The 25,721-nt window shown below is 60.5% G+C and carries 20 protein-coding genes; 18 read left to right on the forward strand and 2 right to left on the reverse strand.

From position 1 onward, the window contains the following. The first annotated feature begins 36 nt into the window (after nt 1-36). The 16 genes from gmd (AC1Q61_RS13265) to AC1Q61_RS13340 all read left to right on the forward strand — a co-directional run bounded on the left by gmd (AC1Q61_RS13265) (nt 37) and on the right by AC1Q61_RS13340 (nt 20,232). A complete protein-coding gene (gmd, locus tag AC1Q61_RS13265) occupies nt 37-1,068 on the forward strand; it encodes a GDP-mannose 4,6-dehydratase (RefSeq protein ID WP_019747432.1) in 1,032 nt (343 codons plus the stop codon). Next, nucleotides 1,065-2,033, forward strand: a complete 969-nt coding sequence (locus AC1Q61_RS13270) for a GDP-L-fucose synthase family protein (protein WP_019747431.1) — start codon at nt 1,065-1,067, stop codon at nt 2,031-2,033. Before gmd (AC1Q61_RS13265) ends, AC1Q61_RS13270 begins: the two co-directional genes overlap by 4 nt. A 52-nt stretch (nt 2,034-2,085) precedes the next feature. Beyond that, nucleotides 2,086-3,411 carry a UDP-glucose dehydrogenase family protein gene (locus AC1Q61_RS13275; RefSeq protein ID WP_007726621.1) on the forward strand — a complete coding sequence of 442 codons (1,326 nt, stop codon included), beginning with the start codon at nt 2,086-2,088 and terminating at the stop codon, nt 3,409-3,411. A gap of 639 nt (nt 3,412-4,050) precedes the next feature. Further along, on the forward strand, nt 4,051-5,496 hold the full coding sequence (locus AC1Q61_RS13280; RefSeq protein WP_007726623.1) for a tyrosine-protein kinase domain-containing protein: 1,446 nt from the start codon (nt 4,051-4,053) through the stop codon (nt 5,494-5,496). A 415-nt stretch (nt 5,497-5,911) separates the two neighbouring features. Next, nucleotides 5,912-6,214 (forward strand): GNAT family N-acetyltransferase, encoded by a 303-nt coding sequence (locus AC1Q61_RS13285; protein WP_230359580.1) that lies wholly within the window; start codon nt 5,912-5,914, stop codon nt 6,212-6,214. An 875-nt stretch (nt 6,215-7,089) separates the two neighbouring features. Beyond that, on the forward strand, nt 7,090-8,613 hold the full coding sequence (locus AC1Q61_RS13290; protein ID WP_047269061.1) for a sugar transferase: 1,524 nt from the start codon (nt 7,090-7,092) through the stop codon (nt 8,611-8,613). Beyond that, the gene (locus AC1Q61_RS13295; protein WP_065456017.1) at nt 8,600-9,925 is read left to right on the forward strand and encodes an O-antigen ligase family protein; all 1,326 of its coding nucleotides are present in this window, start codon (nt 8,600-8,602) and stop codon (nt 9,923-9,925) included. The genes AC1Q61_RS13290 and AC1Q61_RS13295 overlap by 14 nt, the downstream gene beginning before the upstream one ends. A 1-nt stretch (nt 9,926) precedes the next feature. Beyond that, nucleotides 9,927-11,138, forward strand: a complete 1,212-nt coding sequence (locus AC1Q61_RS13300) for a glycosyltransferase family 4 protein (RefSeq protein WP_209907884.1) — start codon at nt 9,927-9,929, stop codon at nt 11,136-11,138. After that, nucleotides 11,135-12,346, forward strand: coding sequence for an MATE family efflux transporter (locus tag AC1Q61_RS13305; RefSeq protein WP_054187552.1), 1,212 nt, complete (start codon nt 11,135-11,137; stop codon nt 12,344-12,346). Before AC1Q61_RS13300 ends, AC1Q61_RS13305 begins: the two co-directional genes overlap by 4 nt. Next, nucleotides 12,343-13,239: a glycosyltransferase family 2 protein gene (locus AC1Q61_RS13310; protein WP_065456015.1), complete on the forward strand. Its 897-nt coding sequence runs from the start codon at nt 12,343-12,345 to the stop codon at nt 13,237-13,239. Before AC1Q61_RS13305 ends, AC1Q61_RS13310 begins: the two co-directional genes overlap by 4 nt. Next, nucleotides 13,236-14,402 carry a glycosyltransferase family 4 protein gene (locus tag AC1Q61_RS13315; RefSeq protein ID WP_065456014.1) on the forward strand — a complete coding sequence of 389 codons (1,167 nt, stop codon included), beginning with the start codon at nt 13,236-13,238 and terminating at the stop codon, nt 14,400-14,402. The genes AC1Q61_RS13310 and AC1Q61_RS13315 overlap by 4 nt, the downstream gene beginning before the upstream one ends. A 5-nt stretch (nt 14,403-14,407) precedes the next feature. After that, complete coding sequence (locus tag AC1Q61_RS13320; RefSeq protein ID WP_042452261.1) at nt 14,408-15,202, forward strand: WecB/TagA/CpsF family glycosyltransferase; 795 nt, start codon at nt 14,408-14,410, stop codon at nt 15,200-15,202. Between the two features lie 97 nt (nt 15,203-15,299). After that, a complete protein-coding gene (gene gmd, locus AC1Q61_RS13325; protein ID WP_007726640.1) occupies nt 15,300-16,331 on the forward strand; it encodes a GDP-mannose 4,6-dehydratase in 1,032 nt (343 codons plus the stop codon). Beyond that, the gene (locus tag AC1Q61_RS13330) at nt 16,328-17,296 is read left to right on the forward strand and encodes a GDP-L-fucose synthase family protein (protein WP_492651370.1); all 969 of its coding nucleotides are present in this window, start codon (nt 16,328-16,330) and stop codon (nt 17,294-17,296) included. The genes gmd (AC1Q61_RS13325) and AC1Q61_RS13330 overlap by 4 nt, the downstream gene beginning before the upstream one ends. Nucleotides 17,297-17,351: 55 nt before the next feature. Further along, nucleotides 17,352-18,677: a UDP-glucose dehydrogenase family protein gene (locus tag AC1Q61_RS13335; protein ID WP_058038966.1), complete on the forward strand. Its 1,326-nt coding sequence runs from the start codon at nt 17,352-17,354 to the stop codon at nt 18,675-18,677. A 130-nt stretch (nt 18,678-18,807) separates the two neighbouring features. Next, nucleotides 18,808-20,232 carry a tyrosine-protein kinase domain-containing protein gene (locus AC1Q61_RS13340; RefSeq protein WP_492651369.1) on the forward strand — a complete coding sequence of 475 codons (1,425 nt, stop codon included), beginning with the start codon at nt 18,808-18,810 and terminating at the stop codon, nt 20,230-20,232. Here the strand turns inward: AC1Q61_RS13340 and AC1Q61_RS13345 are convergent. Further along, on the reverse strand, nt 20,204-20,728 hold the full coding sequence (locus AC1Q61_RS13345) for an arsenate reductase/protein-tyrosine-phosphatase family protein (protein ID WP_058038968.1): 525 nt from the start codon (nt 20,726-20,728) through the stop codon (nt 20,204-20,206). The two genes, AC1Q61_RS13340 and AC1Q61_RS13345, sit on opposite strands and share 29 nt — an antisense overlap. A 108-nt stretch (nt 20,729-20,836) precedes the next feature. On the opposite strand from AC1Q61_RS13345, the gene AC1Q61_RS13350 reads away from it, so the two are divergent. Further along, nucleotides 20,837-22,156 (forward strand): UDP-glucose dehydrogenase family protein, encoded by a 1,320-nt coding sequence (locus tag AC1Q61_RS13350; protein ID WP_063314864.1) that lies wholly within the window; start codon nt 20,837-20,839, stop codon nt 22,154-22,156. Nucleotides 22,157-22,305: 149 nt separating this feature from the next. Further along, a complete protein-coding gene (locus AC1Q61_RS13355) occupies nt 22,306-23,982 on the forward strand; it encodes a DUF7159 family protein (RefSeq protein ID WP_492651368.1) in 1,677 nt (558 codons plus the stop codon). Nucleotides 23,983-23,991: 9 nt separating this feature from the next. Here AC1Q61_RS13355 and AC1Q61_RS13360 read toward each other — a convergent pair whose 3' ends face one another. Then, nucleotides 23,992-25,254: a YibE/F family protein gene (locus AC1Q61_RS13360; protein ID WP_492651367.1), complete on the reverse strand. Its 1,263-nt coding sequence runs from the start codon at nt 25,252-25,254 to the stop codon at nt 23,992-23,994. Nucleotides 25,255-25,721: the final 467 nt, after the last annotated feature.

The following is a 25,721-nucleotide window of genomic DNA, read 5'->3' on the forward strand; positions in this document are numbered from 1 at the left end:
AAATTGTGAAGTCGTACATCCACATCAAGGAGAGAAATGAAGAAGGCACTGATCACAGGCATTACCGGTCAAGATGGCTCCTATCTTGCGGAGCTGTTGTTGAGCAAGGGATACGAGGTCCACGGACTTATTCGTAGATCGTCCACGTTCAATACAGCTCGAATCGACCACATGTATGTGGATCCCCACACGCCGGATGCAAAACTGTTCCTTCATTACGGAGATCTCAGCGACGGGGCGCGTTTGGTCACTCTTCTCGCACAGATACGCCCGGACGAGGTCTACAACCTTGCAGCGCAGTCCCATGTACGGGTGAGTTTCGACGAGCCCGAACATACCGGTGACACGACCGGAATCGGGTCGATCAGGTTGCTCGAAGCAGTCCGGATGGCTGGTCTCGAATGCAGGTTCTACCAGGCGTCCAGTTCCGAGATGTTCGGTGCGACACCGCCTCCGCAAGACGAGCAGACTCCCTTCTATCCTCGATCGCCGTACGGTGCGGCGAAGGTGTACTCGTACTGGATCACCAAGAACTACCGCGAGGCGTACGGGATCTTTGCCGTGAACGGAATTCTGTTCAACCACGAATCTCCCCGGCGAGGCGAAACATTCGTCACTCGCAAGATCACGCGAGCGGTGGCGCGGATCAAGGCCGGTCTGGAAAGCCATTTGTACATGGGCAATCTCGATGCAATCCGCGACTGGGGCTATGCGCCGGAGTACGTGGAGGGAATGTGGAGAATGCTTCAGGCCGACGAACCGGACGATTACGTGCTCGCGACAGGCGGTAACTACTCGGTCAAGGATTTCCTGACGGTGGCCTTCGAGCACGCCGGCCTGAACTGGGAAGATCACGTGCGCTTCGACGAGCGCTATCTGCGGCCGACGGAAGTAGATGCGTTGATCGGAGATGCCGGTAAGGCGGAGCAGAAGCTCGGTTGGAAGGCGACTGTGCATACCCCGGAGCTGGCTCGAATCATGGTCGATGCGGACATCGAGGCTCTGACGTGTGAGGGCAAGCCCTGGATCGACCGTCCGAATCTGGTGGATTGGGAGCACGCTCGATGACGGGGGAGTACACGCAGAAGTCCCTCGATCGGAGCGACGCGGTATACGTTGCGGGCCATCGTGGACTCGTTGGTTCAGCGATTTGGCGTCGGTTGGAAGCCGACGGCTTCAATCGCCTTGTCGGTCGCACGTCCGCCGAACTCGATCTTCGCGACCGCGGTGCCGTGTTCGAATTCTTCGCCGCTGAGAGGCCGAAGAACGTGGTCCTCGCGGCGGCCAGAGTGGGCGGGATACTGGCGAACAGCACACTGCCGGTGGACTTCATCTCCGACAACCTTCGCATCCAGGTGAACGTGATGGACGCGGCGGCCGAATTCGACGTAGATCGCCTTCTATTCCTCGGATCATCCTGCATCTACCCGAAATTCGCGCCTCAACCGATTCGCGAAGAGTATCTACTGACCGGTCATCTGGAACCGACGAACGATGCATATGCCATCGCAAAGATCGCGGGAATCCTGCAGGTACAGGCTGTTCGCAAGCAGTTCGGGCGACCGTGGATCTCCGCGATGCCGACGAACCTCTACGGCCCGGGTGACAACTTCTCTGCCAAGGGCTCTCATGTGCTGCCGGCCCTCATCAGGCGCTTCGACGACGCGCGCCGTGATGGAGCTGCGTCAGTCGTGAACTGGGGCAGCGGGACGCCGAGGCGCGAGTTTCTCCACGTCGACGACATGGCGGATGCCTGCCTTCATTTGCTCGACCACTATGACGGAGCAGAACACGTCAATGTTGGTACGGGCGAGGACCAGAGTATCGCGGAGATTTCCGCGATCGTGGCGGACGAGATCGGGTTCGACGGCGAGATCGAATGGGATCACTCGAAACCTGACGGGACGCCGCGGAAGTTGCTTGACATCGGGAAGCTTCGAGATTTGGGGTGGCAGCCCAGGATTGATCTTCGTGCGGGGATCGCATCGACCGTGGAGTGGTATCGACAGAATGTCGATTCGATCAGGACATGAAGTACTACAGCATTATTCGACGTAAACCCGACTTCGACAGGCAGACATCGTTATGACTTCTCGTATTGCGGTATTCGGCACCGGCTACCTCGGGGCGACACACGCAGCTTGCATGGCCGAGTTGGGTCACGAGGTTCTCGGGGTGGATGTTGATCCGAACAAGCTCGCTATGCTCGAAGCTGGGGAGGTTCCCTTCTACGAACCGGGCCTCGAGGAAGTGCTGCGCCGCAACATAGCCGCGGGACGTCTTCGATTCACGGCTTCCTACGAGGAGGCCGCAGAGTTCGCCGACATCCATTTCCTCGGCGTCGGTACGCCGCAGAAGAAGGGGGAGTTCGCGGCCGACATGCGTTTTGTCGATTCGGTGATCGAGACACTCGCACCCCTCTTGACCAGGCCGACCGTAATCTTCGGGAAATCAACTGTGCCAGTCGGTACAGCAGAGCGATTGGGTGCGCGGGCACGGGAACTGGCGCCTGCCGGACAAGACGTGGAGGTGGCGTGGAACCCGGAATTTCTCCGGGAAGGCTACGCGGTGAAAGACACGCTTCACCCGGACCGGCTTGTGCTCGGGGTCGACCGCAATCGACCCGGACGTGCGGAATCGATTGCGCGTGAAGTGTACGAGCAACTCTTGAACGAAGGTATTCCCTTTGTTGTGACCGACCTTGCGACTTCGGAGTTGGTCAAAGCATCAGCCAATGCATTTCTGGCAACGAAGATCTCGTTCATCAATGCGATCTCGGAGGTGTGCGAGGCTTCAGGTGCGGATGTGACCGTTCTTGCCGATGCCATCGGCCACGACGAGAGAATTGGTAGGCGATTCCTCAACGCCGGAATCGGTTTCGGTGGGGGCTGCTTACCGAAGGACATCCGTGCTTTCATGGCACGTGCTGGTGAGCTGGGAGCAGATCAAGCACTCACATTCCTACGCGAAGTCGACAATATCAACATGCGTCGTCGTACTCGGATGGTCGAACTGGCTCGAGAAGCGTGTGGTTCTCTACTCGGAGCCAATGTGGCGGTTCTCGGTGCAGCCTTCAAGCCTGACTCCGACGACGTGCGCGACTCACCTGCGCTGAACGTTGCCGGGCAGATTCAGCTGCAAGGCGCTGCCGTCAATGTCTATGACCCGAAGGCGATGGGAAACTCGAAGGCGTTGTTCCCCACCCTCACTTACACTTCGAGCGCACTTGAAGCGTGTGCAGGCGCTGATGTCGTCTTGGTTCTGACCGAGTGGGCCGAGTTTCGAAAGTTGTTGCCGTCTGACCTCGAACCTGTCGTCCGCAAGAAGGTCATCATCGACGGACGTAACTGTCTGGAACCGACCACCTGGCGCGACGCAGGGTGGACCTACCGAGGTCTCGGAAGGCCGTAAACCGGTGAAACCTTCACGGAGGGTGGGTGTTGTAGGCATCGAGGGGAAGTGGCCGTGTGCCCGGGACCAAAGTCCGTCAGCGAGCGAGCTGTGGCCGGGGGAGATGCTGGGATAGCCGCTCGTGCATCACAGGGTGAGGGGCATGTTGCCTTGTTCGGTTGGTATGCATCAACTTCCGGCGGCAAGTTGCGTAGTTGGTCGTCGACGGACGTTGGTCCTACGGCCCGCTGTGGTATGTGACCCTTTCATGGTCGGCACAGTCGACTGACGATGTCTAGGAAGTTTCGAGGCTCCGTTGCGGTGGTGAAAAGACCAATGACGCAGTAGAGTTCAGCCTGGCTGCACGTTGTGTCTGCTCTGCGCGATGTGTGAGTGGGCCCGATGTCAGTGTCGCGGGTTTGTCAGTGTCGCGTGTTCGCCACTTCCCGATCATGCATCGGCCAGGAAGTGAGATGTGTGAGATGCCGTGAAGGCCTCTCCCCCCTGGCTGTTTCGGCAAATACCTCGCGCTGTGACGCAGGGACACGCGATAGAAGATTGGCTGCCTCGTTCAGCCTGCATTGAGTGCAGCGGCTCGACAGCGGCTGTCGATTACTACTCGAAGACGTGATACGTGTTCGAGCCGAAGGAGATTCGACGATGGATGTACGGGACTACCTGAAGATTTTGCAGGCACGGTGGAAGATAGTCGCTGTCGTCACTGTGGTCGTGATCTTGGGCGCATTGGGCGCCTCGTTGATTGCCACGCCGATCTACCAGGCTTCCACGCGCCTGTTCGTGTCGACTTCTACCGGAACAACCGTGAACGAGGCTTACCAAGGTAACCAGCTCTCACAGCAGTTGGTCACTTCCTACGCCAAGCTCCTTACCGGCGAGACACTGGCACAGAGAACGATCGATTCAGTCGGGCCCGATCGACTCGGCGGGCTTTCCGCTGCGGAGATTTCGTCCAAGGTGACCGCCACATCGGCGCCGGATACAGTACTGCTCGATTTGAGCGTGCAAGATGCGTCGCCTGAACTGGCACGTGAAATCGCAAATGCGCTCTCGGACGAGTTTGTCGTGATGGTCAAAGATCTGGGTACGCCCGCAAATGGTGGCACAGCACCTGCGCGCGTCGTTGTCGAACAGCGAGCACAAACTCCCGCGGAACCGGTGTCGCCGAAGACTTCGCGGAACGTGGCGCTCGGTGCCGCGATCGGGCTTCTGCTGGGGATCGGGTTGGCTGTGGTGCGTGATCGCCTGGACAACACCGTCAAAGAGCGCAAGGTGGTCGAAGACATCGCCGGCGCGGCGATGGTGGGAACAATTCCGTTCGACAAGGAACGCGAAGTTCATCAAGCGATCAACTTCCACGAGGGCAACTCCGCAAGTGCCGAGGCGTACCGCGAGCTGCGAACCAATCTGCAGTTCCTGGCCGTGGATCGCCCACCGAGTGTCATCGTCGTTACGAGTTCTCTTCCCTCCGAGGGAAAGACCACGACTGCGGTGAACATCGCACTCGTGTTGGCCGAGGCAGGCAAGAAGGTGTGTCTCGTCGAAGGTGACCTCCGTAAGCCTCGCGTTTCGAAGTATCTGGGACTTATCGGAAGCGTTGGTCTGAGCTCGGTCCTGGCCGGGCAAGCAGATCTCGACGACGTACTTCAAGTCACGAGCAATGCTGACCTGACGGTTCTTGCCTCAGGTCCGATTCCCCCGAACCCGAGCGAACTTCTGGGCACTGACACTGCCCATGCGGTCTTTACCGATCTCCGCAGAAGGTTCGACTACGTCATCATCGACGCCTCGCCGTTGCTTCCGGTTACGGATGCTGCAGTTCTTTCAGCGCTGGCGGACGGTGCGCTAGTGATTGCTCGTCACGGCACGACGAAGAGGGAACAGCTGAGCAGGGCGGTCGGCAATCTCCACAGTGTGGGCGCGACGATTCTCGGTACTGTCATCACGATGACCCCGCTGAACGGTCGTGGTGTCTACGAGTACAAGTACTACTACGATTCCGATCCGGTTGTCGCTGACGTGGCCGTGGAAGGGTCCGTGGACAGCAATCCAGTCGGCGAACGAAAGGTCACGTCGACAGTCATCTGACCTGGTCGTACGGTAAATCCCGACGCCTCACAGGGCCCTCGAGCAATGCTCGAGGGCCCTTCTCTGTGTGGTGAATCGGACGCAATCTCCAGTCGGGTCCTCTGAGTCTGCGACGCGCAGTGCGGAATACGGGTTCATCGGCCGTCGCAGTAATTGGGTAGGCACGGGCATGCGGGATGTGACGCTGCGGTCTGAGCTGTCCCTGCTTGACCAGTGCCTCTATGACTGTCGATCTGGTTGCGACCGACGAGGCCTTGTGGGCGTCTCGGTTGGAATCGCGTAGCGAGTGTGGCGGACCGCAGGCGGACCAGCCCGATTCGGCCTCGAGAGTTTCGCAACGCCTAGATGTCGATCTGGCATCCCTCGATGGATTTGGACAGCGGGTGCGGGGGTTGTCGGCCAGCTGCGACTCAGCATGAACGAGTTCTTGGCCGATGTCGGTGGTCATATCGGCCACGGGGTCCGTCGGTCTGAGGGCCGGAAAGGGATAGCGTCGACTGCTCTGGGTGAGGCGCTCGCGTATGTCGGCGACCCGGTGGGGCTCAGTCGCGTCCTGGTTACCTGCGACGAAAGGAACCCGGTTTCGCGTAAGGCAATCGAAGCGTGCGGGGGTTTACTCGAGAGCGTGCGCCCAGCTGATCAGTTGTCCCGCAATGTCGGTTGTTCGAGAGACACGCTCCGCTACTGGGTGCGAACGAGCGTGTCGAGCGTCCGTTGACCCTACACGGCCACACACGTTTGCCATGGCCATAGCCATAGCCATCGGTAGCAGTCGCCCCGCTTTGCAGCCGAGCGGCTGCGCAACTCGCATGTCCCTAATTGGGCTGTGCTGCAACTATTTCAGGACCTCACAGGCGATCGCTGGCGGTCCACACTCCTCCTTTTGCATGTCTGAATTCTCGGTGTCGCCCGATCGTAGGTTCGCGCAATGCCGGCCAGGAGTAGGTAAGACGCCCAGAGGCGAAGTGTCGAACAATCGTCCAGGGCTGAGTCGACGCTGAGCGCATCAAAGTATGGATTGCAGAGTGTTTACCAACCGCGTGCTGGTTTCCGTCCAAACGCGGAGCCCAAATGGGCTAGGCGATGAAAACTATAGGTACGCAATGGTAATGGTGAGCAATGTTCACTCCTTCTTGTCGGAGGGTGAATAACTGACGTCAATGCTGGCGTCGGGAAGAACTTCGGAAAGCGCTATTGCCACGCTGTCCGGAATGTGGCAAACTCCTCACTGGTACTGACCAGCTAGCCGAAGAGTTGCCAAGATGTGAGTCCTGGCAATATCGAGGCCGGCGACGTCAGCGGGCGAGGAGAAATCGCCGATCGTCCTGTGTTTGGGTTGTTAGTGGACTCTGCTTCAATCACGGGGTGTGAGCTGCGGCAATGCCGCAATAATCGACAGTTGGGCCGAGGCCTGACAATAGTCGCCGGGTTAACTGCAAGGCGCACGTAATGCGACCATACGCACTGAACGCAGCAATGCGGAGCAGTTGCTTCGCTGTCGAAGTTTCGGGAATCGGCAAGGCGGTCCGATGGACCTCGGCCGGTGAACATCTTCAGGCCGAATTCTGTGCATGGGGAAAGGTTTCTGAACACATGACGGTTCTCGAGATGGCCGCGCCCACGAAAGAGCGGCCACAACAACACCGACGAGTAACGCCGGAGAGGGCCGGTGGAGTTTCCGCACGCAGGAAATGGCAATCTGCGTATCTTCGTCGTCTGGCGATCACCGACACGATCATCGTTGCGGCAGTTGTGTTTCTGGCTCAATGGTGGCGATTCGGTAGCGACGCGGATGTCGTCGACGGTGAAGCATTCGGCCATTTCAGCTACACCGCACTGTCTTTCGCCCTGATTATCGGCTGGTTTGCCGTACTGAGGGTATTTCGGACCAGATCTCCTCGTGTGATCGGAAGCGGCCCTGAAGAGTACCGATTGATCGCTGTCGGAACGCTCCGCCTGTTCGGACTGATTGCGATCGCCAGCCTTCTCCTTCACCTGGAGATCGCGCGCCTGTACCTTGCCGTGGCGTTTCCGATGGGATTGACCGCCTTGATCGCGAGTCGTTGGATCTGGCGACGGGTGATTGCTCGTGAGCGAGCCCGAGGTGAATTTCGAACTGCCGTACTTGTGGTCGGTGTGCGAGGGGCGGTTGTCGATCTTGCACGCAACCTCGAGCGCGACGATGCCCATGGATACCGAGTTGTCGGAGTCTGCGTACCCGGCTACGGAGGAGACGTGGGCGAAGTTGTCACAGTGAACGGTCGGGACATTCCGGTGCTCGGAGACGAGCACAGTGTCACCGACGCACTCGAACAGGTCGGTGCCGACACGGTGGCGGTGACGGCGTCGGAGCGACTCGGACCGGAAGGGCTGCGCAAGCTGGCCTGGGATCTCGAGCGCGATCATGTGGACCTTGTTGTCGCACCGGGGATTCTGGATGTGTCCGGGCCGAGGCTCTCGATGCGCCCGGTCGCAGGATTTCCGCTGATTCATGTCGAGCGTCCGCGCTATCACGGCGCACAGAAGTTCTCGAAGACGACCTTCGACGTTGCTTTCGCGGCGCTCGTGCTGGCCGTGATCAGTCCGGTGCTTCTGGCGGCTGCGATCGCCGTCAAGCTCACGAGCAAGGGTCCGGTTCTGTACAAGTCGGAGCGGATGGGGTTGGACGGTCAGCCGTTCCCCATGCTCAAGTTCCGCTCGATGGTCCAGAATGCGGATTCACAGGTCACGGCACTGATGAAGGAGAACGAAGGCGCCGGAGTGCTTTTCAAGATGCGAGACGATCCGCGTGTGACGACGGTAGGTCGATTCATGCGCCGATACTCGATCGACGAGTTGCCCCAGTTCGTCAATGTCCTCCGGCGAGAGATGAGTGTTGTAGGACCGCGGCCACCGCTTCGGCGCGAGGTCGAGATGTACGACGACGCGGTCAGTCGTCGGCTACTGGTCAAGCCCGGTGTCACCGGCCTGTGGCAGGTCAGTGGACGTTCTGATCTTTCGTGGGAAGACACTGTCCGCCTGGACCTTTCCTACGTCGACAACTGGTCGATGATGGGTGACGTCATGATCGTCGCGAAGACGCTCAAGGCGGTGGTGGGAAGTGATGGCGCCTACTGACAAGAAGGCGGTACCGGCGCCTTGCGAAAATGAGGCGCCGAACAATCCGCTGATCTTGCGAACGGCATTGGTGATCGCGGTCATCGGCGCGAGCGGAGCCTTTCAGGCGTACACGCAGAGGACAGCGCTCGGATCGTTGCTCGTACACGGTTCGGCCGTTCTTTCGGCGACACTTGCGTTGGTCTACTTCCTCGACCGGCGATACTCACGCAATACGACGTGGCCTGTCTTCACGCTTATGATCTCGGCCGGCGTCCCGGCAACCAGCTGGCACTGGTCGACACTGCCCCGGAACTCCGCCGTCGCCGGCATCGTCGTCGTGTGCCTGGCGATCACGGGAATCATCGTCGCCCGTGAGTTGACCTTCGCGGTGCGAGTGCGGACTGTTGCCCTCACCTTGCTGGTACTTCTCGTGCTGTCGCTGATGGTCGTGTTCCTCGATCCTTCGACTGGCATCGACGTGGACACCCGCGCCGTTGCTTATCGCGGAATCTTCACGCACAAAAACACTTTGGGACGAATGGCTGCCATCGAAGTTGTACTTGTCGGTGTCATGCTCATGCTTCCCGACATCAAGCGTATTCCGTGGGTGGCGGCGCTTGCTGTCGCCGGCATCGTGTTGTTCGAGGCCCGGAGCCAGACCGGTCTCGTCGCTGCAGGGATTGCGCTGGCGACGATGCTTGCTCTGAGGTGCTTTAGACGGACACCGAACGCTCACCTCGCCTCGACTGTGATCATCGGCCTGTACCTCGGGGTGTCCGGCGCGATGAAGGTGCTCGGACCCGATGTCGCGGCGCTACTCTCGCGAGATGTCACGCTGACCGGCCGGTTACATCTCTGGACGGTATCCGACTACTACGCCGAACAGCGGCCTCTGCTCGGATGGGGCTTCGGCTCGGTGTGGGCGCCGGACAGTGCAGTGGGGCAGATGATTCGGTCAAAGCTGTCCTTTCCGGCGACCAGCGCACACAACGGAATGCTCGACATTCGGCTGCAGATCGGTTGGATCGGATTCCTGCTGCTGTTGGCCGGCTATTACCTGCTTCTGAGCACGGCGCTCGGGCGAGCCCGCAGCAGAACGGAGTACATCGCCGTCGTCGCGATCATGGTTCTCGTTTTCTCGATGGACTTGACGGAGTCGACGCTCTTCTTCGGCGCCATGTGGCTGATCGCATGGGTCTTCCTGGCGCCGTACGGACCCTCGACCCACCGCTCTCACAGTGCGGGCAACGCCGAGTTGTCGATCCGTGGGGTTCGTGCCGACAAGAACGACGCGTACAGGTTCGCTCCGGAGCGAAGAGGAGGTCACTGAGATGTACAAGTCGTTCGATGTAGCGCGTTCGAAGCCTGAAGTGAACCCGACGTCCACCGGTGGATTCACGCCGCCGAAAGCCTTGATGTTCCATGCGATCTATCGGAATCCGGGTGGTGAGGAGCAGAGCTTCGCCAACGAATCCAAGCTCCTGAAATCGATCGGATACGAGACGGTTCAGTGCACCACCGAGAATTCCAAGATCTCCCGGGGACCGTGGGCGGCAGTCACCGCAGTGTTCAGTCCTCGCGTACTCGTCGATGCGTTGCGCATCATCCGTTCGGAGCGCCCCGACGTCATCTACGTGAACAATCTCTGGCCGGCGTTCTCGGCTTCGTTGCTCGTGGCCTCAAGAGCCGCCGCAATTCCTACGTTGCAGGCGGTTCGGAACTATCGCCTCGCCACACCGTCAGCCAAGTTGCGCGCAGATGGCACGTGCACCGAATGCGGTTCCACCAAATACTTCACGAGTTGTGTCCGCAACGGATGCTACGGAAACAGCCGACTGCAGAGCCTTGTCTGCTACCTGAGCGCTACGGCGGTCAAGCTGAGCGTCTTTGGGTGGAAGCAGCACAGGTTCGTCGCAACGAGCGCGATGACAGCACGTCTGGTCGAAGGACGACTGATCAGTTCTGGCCGCGTCGTGGTTCGTCCGAACTTCGGATTCGAAGAAAATGAACCCGAGTTTCGGAGCACTGATTCGGTTGTGTGCGTCAGCCGACTGACACCGGAGAAGGGCGTCCTGGATTTGGTGCGCAACTGGCCGCAGGGCGCTGGAAGTCCCTCGCTCACAGTTCTCGGTGACGGACCGCAGTACGGCGAGATCTCCAGCATAAGCGCAGCTCTCGACAACGTCACGCTGGCCGGATTCACTTCGCACGAAGATGTGATCGAGATACTTCGCGACAGTGCGGCGTCCGTGGTGCCGTCTCAATGGGCAGAACCGTTCGGACGCGTTGCGATCGAATCGATGTCGGTTGGCACCCCGGTGATCTACGCAACCAACGGTGCACTCGCGGACATCGTCGGACCGGGCGGAACGCCTCTCCATACCTTGGAAGAGTCGTCGATACGCGAGGCCCTCGATCGAATCTTCGGAGCGGACGATCGATCGGCGATACGCAGATCTGCTTATCGTCACTACTCGAATCGCTTCACATCGCGCAAAGCGGCGACGTCGATGCGTGAGCTCATCGACGAGGTGAGATCGTGAAAGATCGCACTCGGCATGTGACATTCATGGCCGATCAAGGGCTTTCGAGCGTCCTCACTTTTGTCGTTCTCACCTCGGTGGCACGACTCGGTGGTCCGATCGAAGTCGGCCAGGTTGCCGTGATTCAATCGGCGGGTCTGTTGGCACTGGCACTGGGGAGAGCGATCGGCGTCGACGTCTGGCTGTCGCGAGGGGCGGGGTCCGACGAGCGTGGACCGGCGTTGGCGCCCACGATCGTGCTGGCGGCGGTATCGGTGACATCGGTGTGGGCACTGTTCGTGATCGCCGGCTCGGACTCGATGAATCTCACGGTATACGCCTTGGCTGCAGCTGGTTTCGTGGTGTTGGACGTGATACGCACGATGCTGATGCACGACGGTGCGAGTTGGATCTCTGTGTCGATACAGATCGTGACACTCTCGTTCGTCCTTATTGCAGCTTTCCTGGTCGAGAATCTGACACTTGCACTCGTGACCTATACGGTCGGTGTCTTCGTCGCGCTCGCTCTCGGTCACGCATCTATGCGTCTGGTACCGCCGGTACCGTCGATCAGGTACTCGCGCACTCACCGATATAGATCAGTGCCGTTTGCGATCGAGATATTGATGGGATCAGCTGCTCAGCAGGCGATGTTCTTGATACTCACTGTGGTGGCGTCGATCTCGATGATCGGTGAGATCAGAACTGCCCAGACACTGCTCGGTCCGCTGTCCTTGATGTTCGCGGGCATCTCGCCAATTCTGATGCGTAAGTTCGGCAGTGGTGTCGAAGCGATGAGCCCGAGCGAGTGCATGGCACTCGGCCGCCGAGTGGGCTTGCAGATCTTCTGGGTTTCGATCATCTGCGTTTCGCTGATCTGTCTCACGCTCGAGATTCGACTCTCGGGAGTGCGATTGATGGATCATCTGGTCGGGCCGCACTTTCCGAACTTGATACCGGTCATTCTGCTGTGCGGGTTGGCGGTGGCGTTCAACGGGATTCTTCTGGGCGTCGGTACCTCGATCCGCGTCGTGGACAAGACCGCAAACCTCAACACATTTCGCGCCATGCTGTTGCCTCTACAGTTTCTGATCGTTCTCGGGGCGGGACTGACCGACAGCGCCGTATACGTCGCAGGAGCATTGGCCGTGTCGGCGTGCGCCAGCGCGAGCGTCGCACTTCTGGTTTCGATGAACCGTGACGCCCGACCGAAAGTTGACCTCTCATGAAGAATCCCAACGGCGTCGTAGTGGCGATTTTGACCTTTCGTCGTGAATCGGAATTGGCTGTCTGCATCGACAGCGTCCGGGCATCGATCCAGGCTTCCGGTGCCTCCGCCCAGGTCGTAGTAGGCGACAACGATCCGGAATCCACCACGCCGACGTATGTTGCCGACGGGATCGAACGACTGCATCTCGGATTCGGCGGGGTATCTCCGGCGCGACGTGCGCTGGTCGATCTCGCCCGTGCACGAGATCGTCGTTACATCGTCTTCGTCGACGACGACGAGTACGTCGATGTCGACTGGCTGTCGAATCTCCTCACCTGCGCCGCAGATTTCGACGCAGGTGCTGTGGCCGGTCCTGTGATTCCGGTGGGTCTGCCTGCCTCGGAACTTCCATTGCACACTCGCGTTCGCCATTCGACCGGCACCCCGGTTGCGTCTGCAGGCGCTGGAAATCTGTTGTTGGACCTGAAGGCTTTGAACGGCTTGAACTTCAGTGACGACTGGGATCTACCTGGCGGCGAGGACACCGAGTTCACGCTCAGGATGAGCGCCGGCGGTGTCCGGTTGGTGTGGTGCGACGAGGCGCTTGCGTACGAACCGGTAGACGAGGATCGGCGTCGGGATTCCTGGCTCTTCGCCCGGTATGTCAACAACGGACGAATCCTCGCGGTCTGTCAGGGACAGCTCGAGCTGCCACTGTTGGCGGCTCAGAGTGCCAAACGCGCTCTGCTCGTACTCGCGTCGGCGACGTTGATCCCCGTTGCCTTGATCAGTCCACGGATCAAGCGCGTGGTTCTCGACAACGGTGCACGCAACATCGGTTGGTTCTCAGAGCGATTCAGCCGCAGCGATTCTCGGACGCCGCGCGCACAGAGGCTGGTGGTAGCGCGATGACACGGTTGTTGATGACGGCATACGCCTGCGATCCGAATCAGGGGAGTGAATCCGGTGCGGGTTGGGCGCTTCTCTCGGCAGCTTCCGAACTGTGTGAGTCGATCACGGTGGTGACTCGCTCCGGTGAGGCTCCCGAATTGGAATCAGAGTGTGAACAGCTCGGTTGCGAAGTTCGTGTCGTGCGAATAGCGACTTTGCCCGCGGAAGAAGCCGGATCGTACGGTCGATACCTCCGATGGCTCTGGCACACCTCACTGTTCGTTCGGCGTGAAGCGGCAAACTTCGACGTCCTGCATCATGCAACGTTCGCCTCCGACTGGTTGCCCCCACCGGTGCTGTTCGGTGGAGCCGGCGGAGTACGACTGGTATGGGGGCCTGCCGGGGGCAACACCTACCCGCCGATGCCGCTCGCCAGGCGCATCGGTATGCGGTACCTGGCAACCACGGCAGTTCGGACCTGCTCCACGAAAGCCGTTCGGTCACTGACACACATCTTCATGTCCGGACGAGTCGACACTTTCATCGCGATGAACTCCGACAGCGGACGAGGCGCACCGCGGGCACGCAATGTCGTCGTCCAACCCAATTGTGTTCTGGACTACGACGGAATCGAGAAGCAAGCGGTACCCAGACCGAAACGAAGACTCTTGTTCGTAGGAAGACTGTTGCAATACAAAGGAATCGACCTGATTCTGGATGCGCTCGAGCAGCTGGGCACCGATTGGTCCATGACCTTTGTCGGGGACGGACCCGCCCGCGGGCGGATCGAGAAGTCGCTTCCGTATCGGCGCGGTCAGGTCACGCTTCGCGGATGGCGCGACAGATCGGAAGTGGTAAGCGAGATGGGGGCCTCCTCCGCTCTGCTCTTCCCGAGCATGCACGATTCGGGCGGCTGGGTGGCGGCCGAAGCGGCTGCGGTGGGCCTGCCGGTGGTCTGTTTGGATCTCGGCGGTGTGCCGACACTGGCAGGTAGGAACGCCGTGACGATCCAGGTTGCTCCGGCGTCGACTCTCTCCTCTCGTATCGCTCGATCGATTGTCGAGACCGAGCTTTCTCTCTTTGAACCGCAACGTGATTGGACTCGGTCCCGGTTGACATCGGTCTTGTCGCGCAGCTACGGCCAGTGCAATGAACGTCGACAAACGAACTCGGAAAAGTGGTGAGACAGATGAGCAGTCCGTTCGAGGTCATCGAGGTGGGTGGCATTCCGTTTGCCGCGACAAATCTCGAGAGAGCTACCGATTGGGTGGTCAACGACAGACGAGAGGGAGCCGGAACCGGAGTCTCCGTGAGGTTGTCGAATTCCTACTGCGTGTCGGCGGCGCACAGTGATCGCGACTACTCCGCGGTTTTGAAGGGTCCCGGTGTGAACTTCGCAGACGGAACCCCGGTCAGCTGGGTGATGCGCCTGATCGGCGGCACCGCCGATCACGTCGGTGTTCGACCAGTCCGGGGTCCGTCGTTCTTCGAGGCCACCCTGGACAAGGGACGCCGCTACAGCCTTCGTCACCATTTTGTCGGCACGACAGAAGAGACGTTGAATCTCTTGACGGATCGAGTCGAGGAGTTATACCCGGGAATCAAGGTGGCCGGCACATATGCCCCGCCGTTTGCCGCGTTCAGCAAGGAGTTCGTCGACGACATCATCACGAAGATCGATCCGACGTCACCGGACATCGTGTGGGTCGGTCTGGGTGCGCCGAAGCAGGACTTTGTCACGAAGGCGATAGCGGATCGAACCGACTACGTGGCCGTCGGTGTCGGCGCGGCCTTCGACTTCTTGGCCGGAACTGTTTCGGAGGCACCATCTTTCGTCCAGAACTCGGGTTTCGAGTGGTTGTATCGACTTGTATCCGAACCCAAACGTCTGTGGCGGCGCTACCTGTTCGGTAACTCGACATTCATACGGCTGGCATCACGTGACATACGAAAAGTCTTCGGCCGTTTGGGGGGACGCGCATGAGCGAGATCAAGACTGCCGAGCGATTCGGAGGACTACGGACCACGACCGTGGTTTCGCAACTATCAGGCGGGCTGTCCCGCAACGGAAGGAACGCAGGATGAAACGCGCACTGATTACCGGAATCACGGGGCAGGACGGCTCTTACCTTGCCGAGTTGCTGCTCTCCAAAGGCTACGAGGTTCACGGACTGATCCGTCGATCTTCGACGTTCAACACTTCGAGGATAAACCACATCTACGTTGACCCGCACGATGCGGATGCTCGACTTTTTCTTCACTACGGTGACCTCAGTGACGGAGCGCGCCTGGTGACACTACTCGCGCAGATCAAGCCGGACGAGGTGTACAACCTCGCTGCGCAGTCTCACGTCAGGGTCAGCTTCGACGAACCCGAACACACCGGGAACACCACTGGCGTCGGGTCGATCCGACTACTCGAAGCGGTTCGGATGGCCGGACTCGACTGCCGGTTCTACCAGGCGTCGAGTTCCGAGATGTTCGGTGCCACACCGCCACCGCAGAACGAGGAGACACCGTTCTACCCACGTTCGCCCTACGGTGCGGCGAAGGTGTACTCGTACTGGATCACCAAGAACTATCGTGAGGCATACGGGATCTTCGCTGTGAACGGAATTCTGTTCAATCACGAATCCCCGAGGCGTGGTGAGACATTCGTGACGCGGAAGATCACGCGCGCGGTCGCACGCATCCAGGCAGGTATCGAGGATCATCTGTACATGGGCAATCTCGATGCGATTCGCGACTGGGGATATGCGCCGGAGTACGTGGAGGGAATGTGGCGCATGCTGCAGGTCGACGAGCCTGAGGATTTTGTGCTCGCCACCGGTGGCAACTACTCGGTGCGCGACTTCCTGACCGTCGCGTTCGAACATGCAGGTCTGAACTGGGAAAACCACGTTCGATTCGACGAACGGTATCTTCGGCCGACCGAGGTGGACGCACTGATCGGGGATCCGAGTCATGCCGAGCGCAAACTCGGTTGGAAGGCCGGCGTGCACACACCCGAACTGGCCCGGATCATGGTCGAGGCAGACATCGAAGCGCTCGAACACGAAGGGCGACCGTGGATCGACACTCCGGCACTTCCCGACTGGTCGGCGACGCGATGAGTGATTCATTCGCAGCGCGACCACTCGATCGAGGCGCACCGTTCTACGTGGCCGGCCACCGAGGTCTGGTCGGCTCTTCGGTGTGGCGACACCTGGAATCTGCGGGCTTCACCAGGTTGCTCGGAAAGACGTCGGCCGAACTCGATCTACGTGACCGGGAAGCTGCTTTCGATTTCTTCGCCCGCGAAAAGCCGACCAACGTGATCCTCGCAGCAGCAAAAGTTGGGGGGATTGCGGCGAACAGCACTTTCCTCGTCGACTTCCTGTCGGAGAATCTGCGCATCCAGGTGAACGTGCTCGACGCTGCCCTCGCACACGGCGTCGAGCGTCTCCTGTTCCTCGGATCATCGTGCATCTACCCGAAATTGGCACCGCAACCGATCAAGGAGGAATACCTGCTCACCGGGCATCTCGAGCCGACCGACGACGCCTATGCAATAGCAAAGATCGCGGGAATACTCCATGTTCAAGCTGCCAGGCGGCAGCATGGTCGCCCCTGGATCTCAGCTATGCCCACCAACCTGTACGGCCCGGGAGACAATTTTTCGCCGCACGGATCGCACGTACTTCCCGCCCTCGTTCGGCGTTACGACGAGGCGCAGTCGTCGGCAGTCCAGTCGGTTGTCAACTGGGGGAGTGGCAATCCGCGACGTGAATTCCTGCATGTCGACGACTTGGCGTCGGCGTGTCTGCATCTGCTCGACAACTACGACGGTGCATCGCATGTCAACGTCGGAACCGGCGAGGACCACACAATTCGTGAGATCGCTTCGATAGTCGCCACGGAGGTCGGATACACCGGAGAGACGCGGTGGGACACCTCGAAGCCGGACGGAACGATGCAGAAACTGCTGGACGTGAGCATGATTCGGAAACTCGGATGGCGGCCGACAATCGGATTGCGCGAAGGAATCGCGTCGACGATCTCGTGGTACCGCGACAACATCGGTGCCGTACGTACCTGAATCACTTTTCCCATCAACACACTTCGCACACTCTCGAGAAAGCAGATCGAGCAACATGAGCACTCGCATAGCAGTATTCGGCACGGGATACCTGGGCGCGACACACGCGGCCTGTATGGCCGAACTCGGTCACGAGGTCCTCGGAGTGGATGTCGATGCGGCAAAGCTGGAGAAACTGGCAGCAGGTGAAGTTCCGTTCTACGAGCCAGGGTTGGGCGAGGTCCTACGAAACAACATCGATCGAGGGCGACTGAAGTTCACGTCGTCGTACGAGGAAGCCGCAGAATTTGCGGACGTGTTCTTCCTCGGGGTCGGGACGCCGCAGAAGAAGGGTGAGTTCGCCGCGGACATGGTCTACGTGGATGCCGTGATCGAGACTTTGGCGCCGCTGCTCACCAAGCCCGCGGTCATCTTCGGCAAGTCCACGGTACCGGTGGGAACCGCGGAACGGCTCGGTAAGCGCGCGCGGGAACTGGCACCGATCGGTGACAGCGTCGAAGTCGCGTGGAATCCCGAGTTTCTGCGTGAAGGATTTGCCGTCCAGGACACGTTGCACCCGGACCGACTTGTGCTCGGAGTCGATCGAAATGTCCGCGGTCGAGCGGAATCTGTTGCGCGCGAAGTTTATGCAGAGCTCATCGATGCGGAGATTCCGTTTCTCGTCACGGACCTTGCGACGGCGGAGTTGGTGAAAGCGTCAGCGAACGCTTTCCTGGCCACCAAGATCTCGTTCATCAACGCCATCTCCGAAGTGTGCGAGGCCGCTGGCGCCGACGTCACAGTGCTTGCCGACGCGATCGGGCACGACGTTCGGATCGGACGTCGATTCCTCAACGCGGGAATTGGTTTCGGCGGAGGGTGTTTGCCGAAGGACATCCGCGCCTTCATGGCTCGCGCCGGTGAACTCGGTGCCGATCAAGCACTGACGTTCCTGCGCGAAGTCGACAACATCAATATGCGCAGACGTACACGCATGGTCGAACTGGCGCGGGAGGCATGCGGATCGCTTCTCGGTGCGAGAGTCGCAGTTCTGGGTGCCGCGTTCAAACCGGACTCGGACGACGTTCGTGATTCGCCGGCGCTCAACGTCGCGGGTCAGATTCAGCTCCAAGGTGCTGCAGTGAACGTGTACGACCCAAAGGCCATGGACAATTCGCGCGCGCTGTTCCCGACGCTGACCTACTCGGCAAATGCATTGGAGGCCTGCGAAGGTGCCGATGTCGTCCTGGTATTGACCGAGTGGCTCGAATTCTTGAAGTTGCAGCCGTCCGATCTCGATTCGGTGGTTCGCAACAAAGTGATCGTCGACGGGCGCAATTGCCTTTCCCCCGACGACTGGCGAGGCGCAGGTTGGAACTACCGCGGACTGGGACGCCCGTGAGCACACGACGTCTCGTCCGTCGCAGCTGATCTATATCGAAATTGATAAAGCCCGGTTCGCCCTCGCGGTCCGACCGGCAAAGACCGCTCAGACCCGCAGTGGACATGCGTGAGCCGAAGGAGACATCAAGATGGAAATTGTCGACTACCTGAAGATATTGCAAGCCAGATGGCGAATCGTCGCTGCTGTAACCGTGCTCGGAATCCTCGGAGCCCTTGGCGCTTCTCTTCTTTCGACGCCCGTTTACCAGGCCTCGACGAGGCTGTTCGTTTCGACGTCGGCGGGTACCTCGGTCAACGAGGCACTGCAGGGCAGTCAACTTTCACAGCAGCGAGTTCTGTCCTATACAAAACTCCTGACCGGCCGAACACTCGCACAGCGGACGATCGACGAACTGGGACCGAGGGTGGTCGGCGGGATGTCGGCTGACGAGTTGGCCTCCAAGGTCACTGCGACGTCGGCGCCCGACACTGTGTTGATCGACCTCGCAGTCAAGGACGGGTCACCGGAACTCGCACGCGAGATCGCGAACACTCTCTCATCCGAATTCGTGGCATTGGCAAAGGAACTGGAGACACCCGAGAACGGCGGAACACCGCCTGCACGTGTGGTCGTCGAACAGCAGGCTCAACAGCCGACTGTTCCGGTGTCACCCAAGACTTCGCGCAACCTCGCGCTCGGCGCAGTGGCGGGACTGGTTGTGGGGATCGCGCTTGCGTTGATTCGTGATCGACTCGACAACACGGTGAAAGATCGTCGAACTGTAGAAGAGATCGCGGGTTCGGCGATGGTGGGCACGATCCCGTTCGACAAGGACGTCGAAGTCAATCACGCGATCGCTTTCAGTGACGGAAGTTCCGTGAGTGCCGAAGCCTTCCGTGAGTTGCGCACCAACCTTCAGTTCCTCGAGGTGGACCATCCACCGCGTGTCATCGTCGTCACGAGTTCGCTTCCCTCCGAAGGTAAGACGACCACGGCCGTGAACATCGCTCTCGTCTTGGCGGAGGCCGGCAAATCAGTGTGCCTGATGGAAGGCGACCTCCGGAAGCCGCGAGTGTCGAAGTATTTGGGATTGCTTGGAAGTGTCGGCGTCAGTTCGGTGCTCTCCGGTCAAGCGACGCTGGACGATGTGCTTCAGCCGACTGAGTTCGACGGGCTGACAGTGCTCGCCTCCGGACCGATCCCGCCGAACCCGAGCGAACTACTCGGCACGGACACGGCCAAACATGTTCTCGAGGAACTGCGGGCGCGATACGACTACGTCATCATCGACGCCTCGCCGTTGCTACCCGTCACGGATGCCGCGGTCCTGGCCGCGATGTCGGACGGTGCACTTGTGATCGCCCGACACGGCTCCACGAAGGGCGATCAACTGGCGCGCGCGGTCGGAAACCTACAGAGTGTGGGTGCGCACGTCCTGGGCACGGTCATCACGATGACGCCGTCTCGCGGACGCAATGCGTACGAGTACAGCTACTACTACGAGTCGGACAAGTCGCTACCGCAGTTGACCGCGGTGCCCGCGCTCAACGCTCACCGAAGCGAAGTCGGCTGAGCAGCGGGCCGAGGAGATCGGCGATCTCGAGTCCGATCTCGTGAAACACGTTCTCTTCCTTACCCATCGGATCCATGACGTCCTCGGGTTCGGTGGCACGAAATCGGGGTCTGGCGGCGGCGAGGTCCTCGACAGTTCCTGCATCTGCGAGCGAGCCCAACCGTGCGGCTTCTCGAAGTGTGAACGTGCGCTTGAGCCGCGCCGGAGCCATCGCCAGGACTTTGTCTCGCTGACTTTCGGTCATCGTGAGAATGAGGTCGGCGTCCGAGGCCAGCGCTGTTGTCATGCGTCGGGCTTGAAACTCCGTGGGGTCGCCGCCGAGCCCCGCGAGAACCCTCGCAGCAGTTGGCTCGATCGGGTGTCCGACCATCGCCCGGGTTCCGGCACTCGACGCGGTGAATCCGGTGACCCCGGCTTCGGCGGCATAAGCACGTGCAAGGCGTTCGCCCGTGGGTGATCGGCAGATGTTTCCCGTACAAACGAAGAGAACGTGCATGGCAGAAGCATAGGTTGCACACGCGACGCACTCGTCGTACGCCCGATGTTGGTTTCGCGCCCACCTGGCGTACGCGTTTCGGAAAGTTCGGACGCATACCAACAACACATGAAGATGACCGTGTTCGGAACGGGATACCTGGGGGCGACCCACGCAGTGTGTATGGCCGAACTTGGCCACGACGTGCTGGGAGTCGACATCGACCAGTCCAAGGTCGACAAGTTGTCTCGTGGGGAGGTCCCGTTCTTCGAGCCGGGTCTGACCGACATGCTGGAGAAGAATCTGGCGTCGGGTCGGCTGCAGTTCACGACTTCCTACTCCGATGCCGCGGATTTTGCGGACATCCATTTCGTCGGTGTGGGGACGCCTCAGAAGAAGGGGGAGTACGCCGCAGATCTGAGTCATGTTCATTCGGTGATCGACATGTTGGCGCCGTTGTTGCGAAAGCCTTCGCTGATAGTCGGGAAGTCGACGGTGCCGGTAGGCACGGCAGCGGCTCTCGGCGAGCGGCTCCGAGCGACTGCGCCGGCGGGTGGCTCGGTAGAGGTGGCCTGGAATCCGGAGTTCCTGCGTGAAGGACACGCGATCGCGGACACCTTGAGCCCTGACCGGTTGGTTCTGGGGATCGATCGTGACCGGCCGGGAAACGCCGAAGGCCTTCTTCGCGAGGTGTATGCCGAGATACTGGACGCAGGGGTGCCCTTCCTCGTGACCGATCTGGCGACGTCCGAGTTGGTCAAAGGATCTGCGAATGCGTTTCTCGCGACCAAGGTGTCCTTCATCAATGCGATTGCGGAGGTGTGCGAGGCGACCGGGGCCGACGTCACGATGTTGGCCGACGCTCTCGGGTACGACGCTCGGATCGGTAGGCGATTCCTCAATGCGGGCTTGGGGTTCGGCGGTGGTTGCCTGCCGAAGGACATTCGGGCGTTCATGGCACGCGCCGGGGAGTTGGGTGTCGACCAGGCGCTGTACTTCCTCCGCGAGGTCGACAGCATAAACATGCGACGACGGACAAAAGCTGTGGAACTGGTGACGGCAGCCTGCGATGGCAGTTTGCTGGGAGCTAACGTGTCGGTGCTGGGAGCCGCGTTCAAACCCGAATCCGACGATGTGCGCGATTCGCCTGCGCTCAACGTTGCAGGAATGATGCAGTTGCACGGGGCGGCGGTCACCGTTTTCGATCCGAAGGCAATGGATAATTCTCGCCGACTGTTTCCCACCCTTCACTACGCAACCTCCACGTCAGAAGCTTGCAGGAATGCTGATGTGGTCTTGATCGCCACTGAATGGGACGAGTTCGCCTCACTCGTGCCCGGCGATTTGGAACCGCTCGTTCGGCGGCGGGTGATCGTTGACGCCAGAAATTGCCTCGATCCGGACCTGTGGCGCGCCGCCGGTTGGAACTATCGCGGATTGGGGCGGTAGGTCGAACGTCCAGGTAGCGAAAAAATAGCTGCGAGAAGGCCTTAGGTGAGATGCGCGAACCTCGCAGACCATGCCCAGTGGGTAGACTTCCGGCCGGGGAATGACGGGGTCTGGTGACGGAACCCGTCGACGGTCGACGAAGGTGGATCATGAACTTGGTTTTGGGTGTGACGGTGGGAGCCAGCGCTGTGCGTTTGGCGCGCCCGGGGACGCCCGACCACAGTGGTCCGGTGTTCCGATCCAGAGCGGTCGATCGAGGCCGCGAGATTCCGGAGGAAGTCGCAGCGGAGGCAACCGGCGTGGCCTTGACCGAGAATGCCGACCTCGGCAGCAATACGGTCGTCGCCTACCGGGATCAAGCACAGGCCGGAGCACTCCAAGCAGCGTTCGAACAGAAAGGCATCGACAACTTCGAGCTGGTTCCCGAAGTAGTCGCGACGCTTCGAATGCTCGAGGAGTCCGGTGCGTTGACCGACCAGAGCACACTCGTCGTCGTCGACATCGGTAGTTCTGGATCGACGATCAGCATCGTGGACAGGCAGATGCGGTCTACCGTCGTCACCGCCCGGTCGACGCGGGTCAGTGGAGATCACTTCGACGAGCTCGTCTACTCGGATCAGACCGTGCGTCGCCGTATAGCTACGCCGGCCGACCCGGGCGGCGATGCCGAACTGCAGGCGCGATGCCGACTCGCGAAGGAACAGCTGTCCTCACGAAGTGCGGTGTGCCTGCCCGGCCCCGGCGGGCTTCTCCTGCTGTCGCGGGAAGTTTTCGATTCGTTGGTCGTCACGTCGGTGGAGGCCTTCGCACGCGAGATACGAGAGGTCATCGCAACGTCCGGCCGTAACCCCGACGCGATTCTCCTGATCGGTGGCGGTGCACGCATTCCGATCGTGCGGGCGACCCTCGCCGCGTGGCTGGAGTGCCCCCTCATCGCGCCCGAGCAGCCGGAACTCGTGACTGCTCAAGGCGCTGCGCTGATCGCGGAGTCGTCGATGACGCCATCGGCGCGCGCGGTATCTGCCCCGGTTCAAGTTCCGGCTGTAGCGCCGATCTTTGCGCCGTATCCGATCCACACCCCGGCGGAGGTACCCGTTCCGGTTCAGGCGTTCAGCCACGGAGGGGTCGCAACGCTCGCGGAATCGGAGCGGCCGAATGCCTTGTCCGAAGCCGCTTCCGGTACGAAGTCCGTTCCGCAGGAACAGGTGCCGAGCCCTTACGCGGCGGAACTGCCTCAGCCGCGACCGAACCGACACGAGCAACGATTCGATCCGGCCGCAGATCTCGTGGTCGCCGACAGCGACCAGGCCACGGACGGATTCGGCACAGAACGTGACGCAGACACCGAGGCCGTGATGGTTGACGCCCAGGCGTACTCGGCGATGTACGAAGGCGAGGGACCCGGGGCAGGAACCGCACACCCGTCCTGGCTCGCCGGGACACAACCCGTTGAATCGACATCCAAAGAGCCGAGAAACCCGCTACGGTTCGCGGGCCTCGGCGCCGGTGTGATCGCGGCGATCGTGATCGTGGGGCTGGGATTGGGCTACGGAGGAAAGGTCTTCGATTCCGAGGACGCCGGACCCGTGGCAACCGAGGTGACCACGACGGCACCGACGACCACGACTACTCCGCCGCCGACGACCACAACGACCGCGCCCCCGACGACGACGGAGGAAGCCCCTCCGGTCGTCGAGGCTCCGCCAGTCGTGCAGGACACTTACGTGCCTCCCGCGCCCGCGCCCGCGCCGCCACCGCCGGCGATCTACATCCCGGGGCTTCCGCCGATTCTGTTGCCGGTTCTCCCACCGATTCCCGGACTCTGAGGCTCGCTTTCAGCGTTTGGAGTGTCGGCCACCTGACGTGGGGCCGGCCTTGACCGCGCTACCGGGCGGACGGGCGAGAATCACGGCGATGGCAGTGGTGAGTGGAACCGAAAGCGCCAGGGCTATTCCGCCGACCGCGGACCGTACGATTTCGATCGCTACAGCGTCACCGACCAGGACGTCCTGAAGAGGGCGCCCGCTGACGCTGAAGAGCAGTAGCAGTGGCAGCGCCCCACCCGCGTACGCGAGAACCAAGGTGTAGACCGTGCTGGCGATGTGATCACGTCCGACCCGCATCGCACCGCCGAAGACTTTTCGACGGGACGCATGCTTGTCGAGTTCGGCCAACTCGAATGCCGAGGATGCCTGGGTGATGGTGACGTCGTTGAGAACGCCGAGCGAGCCGATGATGAAGCCCGCCAGCAGCAGGCCGGTGATGTCTATGTGCTCGATATAGGTCTGAACATTGGTGTTCTGCTCTTCAGACAAACCGGTGAGGTGTGTCAGTTCAATGCAGAGGTAGGAGAGAACCGCGGCGAGCACCATGGCGGCAAGGGTGCCAAGCAAAGCAGAACTGGTCTTGAGTGAGACCCCGTGCGCCAGATAGAGAACCGCGTACAAGATCACCGCCCCGGCGACCAGCGCAACCGGTATCGCAGGCTTGCCGTCGAGCAGAGCGGGTAGGAGAAACCCGACGACTACGCCGAAGGCGATCACCAGGCCGACGAGTGCGCGCAGCCCTCTCCACCGTGCGACTGCGATGATGACGACGGCGAACGCGATGACGATCAACGCCAGCGGGAGCCCACGCGAATAGTCTTCGAAGGAGTACTGCGTGTTTCCGTTCGGGTCGGTCTGACGCACCAGCCGAATGTGGTCACCCACGCGAAGGTCCGGCTGACCGGCGCCCGGAATGACCTCGAGCAATGTCTTCGTTCCGGCATTCGGCCCGGATTCGATATCGACGATACTTCGCTGGCACTGGTAGGCGGAGGTAGGCGGCGGTTGCGGGGCACCGACGAATACCCTTCCGGCGGAGGAACTTCCGCAGTCACCGAGATCCTGCATCGTGACGGTGCCCGCCGCGGTTTCCACCGAGCTGCCGTCGGCATTCTGGAAGGGGAGTGGGACGGGAATGGTGTTCTTGTCCGGCCACAGTGCGACAGCTGCCGCGACGACGACCATGCCGATGACGACGAGCAACCCGATGACGACGCGTGATGCGGTGGGGCCGATCTGAATGGGGCCACCGTGGCCATGGCCGTGACTCATCGGAAACTGAGTGTCGGACTGGGGATTTGCACCGGTGCAATGTTATCGGCTCCGAAGCGAATGGTCAGCTTCTGACGGCAGTGTCGGTGAAAGGCAGTGTCGCTGCAAGGCAGAGTCGGCGAAAACCGGTGCTACCGATGAGTGGTTGTGAAACTGGGATTGGTCGAGCTGGGTGGCGGGGAACAGGGGGGGTTGTCCCCGCCACCAACCTGGTATCCACAGGGGGGGGAGGGATACCAGGTGCTCGCGGCACCGAAGTGCTGCTAACTAATGTACCCAATTTCAAACCGATTTGGCGCGTTGTCCAACTACCAATTTCACAACGAATCACGTACCGGTTGGACCGTTTTCACATCGGGGCAGGTCACTAAATAGTTAAAGAGTCAATCAAACCGCATGGTTTGCGAAAAATGTGACCAAGGTCGCACAAATGCCCCGCAGTTTTACGTTTACGGGGCATTTGTACA

The sequence above is a fragment of the Rhodococcus sp. MPR-R1B genome, from assembly GCF_058793255.1.

Excerpts from the sequence above, each read along its gene's own strand:
- AC1Q61_RS13280 (WP_007726623.1), top strand. The coding sequence starts at position 4,051 with ATGGATGTACGGGACTACCTGAAGATTTTGCAGGCACGGTGGAAGATA.
- AC1Q61_RS13300 (WP_209907884.1), top strand. The coding sequence starts at position 9,927 with ATGTACAAGTCGTTCGATGTAGCGCGTTCGAAGCCTGAAGTGAACCCG.
- AC1Q61_RS13335 (WP_058038966.1), top strand. The coding sequence starts at position 17,352 with ATGAGCACTCGCATAGCAGTATTCGGCACGGGATACCTGGGCGCGACA.
- AC1Q61_RS13295 (WP_065456017.1), top strand. The coding sequence starts at position 8,600 with ATGGCGCCTACTGACAAGAAGGCGGTACCGGCGCCTTGCGAAAATGAG.
- gmd (WP_007726640.1), top strand. The coding sequence starts at position 15,300 with ATGAAACGCGCACTGATTACCGGAATCACGGGGCAGGACGGCTCTTAC.
- AC1Q61_RS13340 (WP_492651369.1), top strand. The coding sequence starts at position 18,808 with ATGGAAATTGTCGACTACCTGAAGATATTGCAAGCCAGATGGCGAATC.
- AC1Q61_RS13350 (WP_063314864.1), top strand. The coding sequence starts at position 20,837 with ATGAAGATGACCGTGTTCGGAACGGGATACCTGGGGGCGACCCACGCA.
- AC1Q61_RS13275 (WP_007726621.1), top strand. The coding sequence starts at position 2,086 with ATGACTTCTCGTATTGCGGTATTCGGCACCGGCTACCTCGGGGCGACA.
- AC1Q61_RS13290 (WP_047269061.1), top strand. The coding sequence starts at position 7,090 with ATGACGGTTCTCGAGATGGCCGCGCCCACGAAAGAGCGGCCACAACAA.
- AC1Q61_RS13270 (WP_019747431.1), top strand. The coding sequence starts at position 1,065 with ATGACGGGGGAGTACACGCAGAAGTCCCTCGATCGGAGCGACGCGGTA.
- AC1Q61_RS13285 (WP_230359580.1), top strand. The coding sequence starts at position 5,912 with ATGAACGAGTTCTTGGCCGATGTCGGTGGTCATATCGGCCACGGGGTC.
- AC1Q61_RS13310 (WP_065456015.1), top strand. The coding sequence starts at position 12,343 with ATGAAGAATCCCAACGGCGTCGTAGTGGCGATTTTGACCTTTCGTCGT.
- AC1Q61_RS13315 (WP_065456014.1), top strand. The coding sequence starts at position 13,236 with ATGACACGGTTGTTGATGACGGCATACGCCTGCGATCCGAATCAGGGG.
- AC1Q61_RS13320 (WP_042452261.1), top strand. The coding sequence starts at position 14,408 with ATGAGCAGTCCGTTCGAGGTCATCGAGGTGGGTGGCATTCCGTTTGCC.
- AC1Q61_RS13345 (WP_058038968.1), bottom strand. The coding sequence starts at position 20,728 with ATGCACGTTCTCTTCGTTTGTACGGGAAACATCTGCCGATCACCCACG.
- AC1Q61_RS13355 (WP_492651368.1), top strand. The coding sequence starts at position 22,306 with ATGAACTTGGTTTTGGGTGTGACGGTGGGAGCCAGCGCTGTGCGTTTG.
- AC1Q61_RS13330 (WP_492651370.1), top strand. The coding sequence starts at position 16,328 with ATGAGTGATTCATTCGCAGCGCGACCACTCGATCGAGGCGCACCGTTC.
- gmd (WP_019747432.1), top strand. The coding sequence starts at position 37 with ATGAAGAAGGCACTGATCACAGGCATTACCGGTCAAGATGGCTCCTAT.
- AC1Q61_RS13360 (WP_492651367.1), bottom strand. The coding sequence starts at position 25,254 with ATGAGTCACGGCCATGGCCACGGTGGCCCCATTCAGATCGGCCCCACC.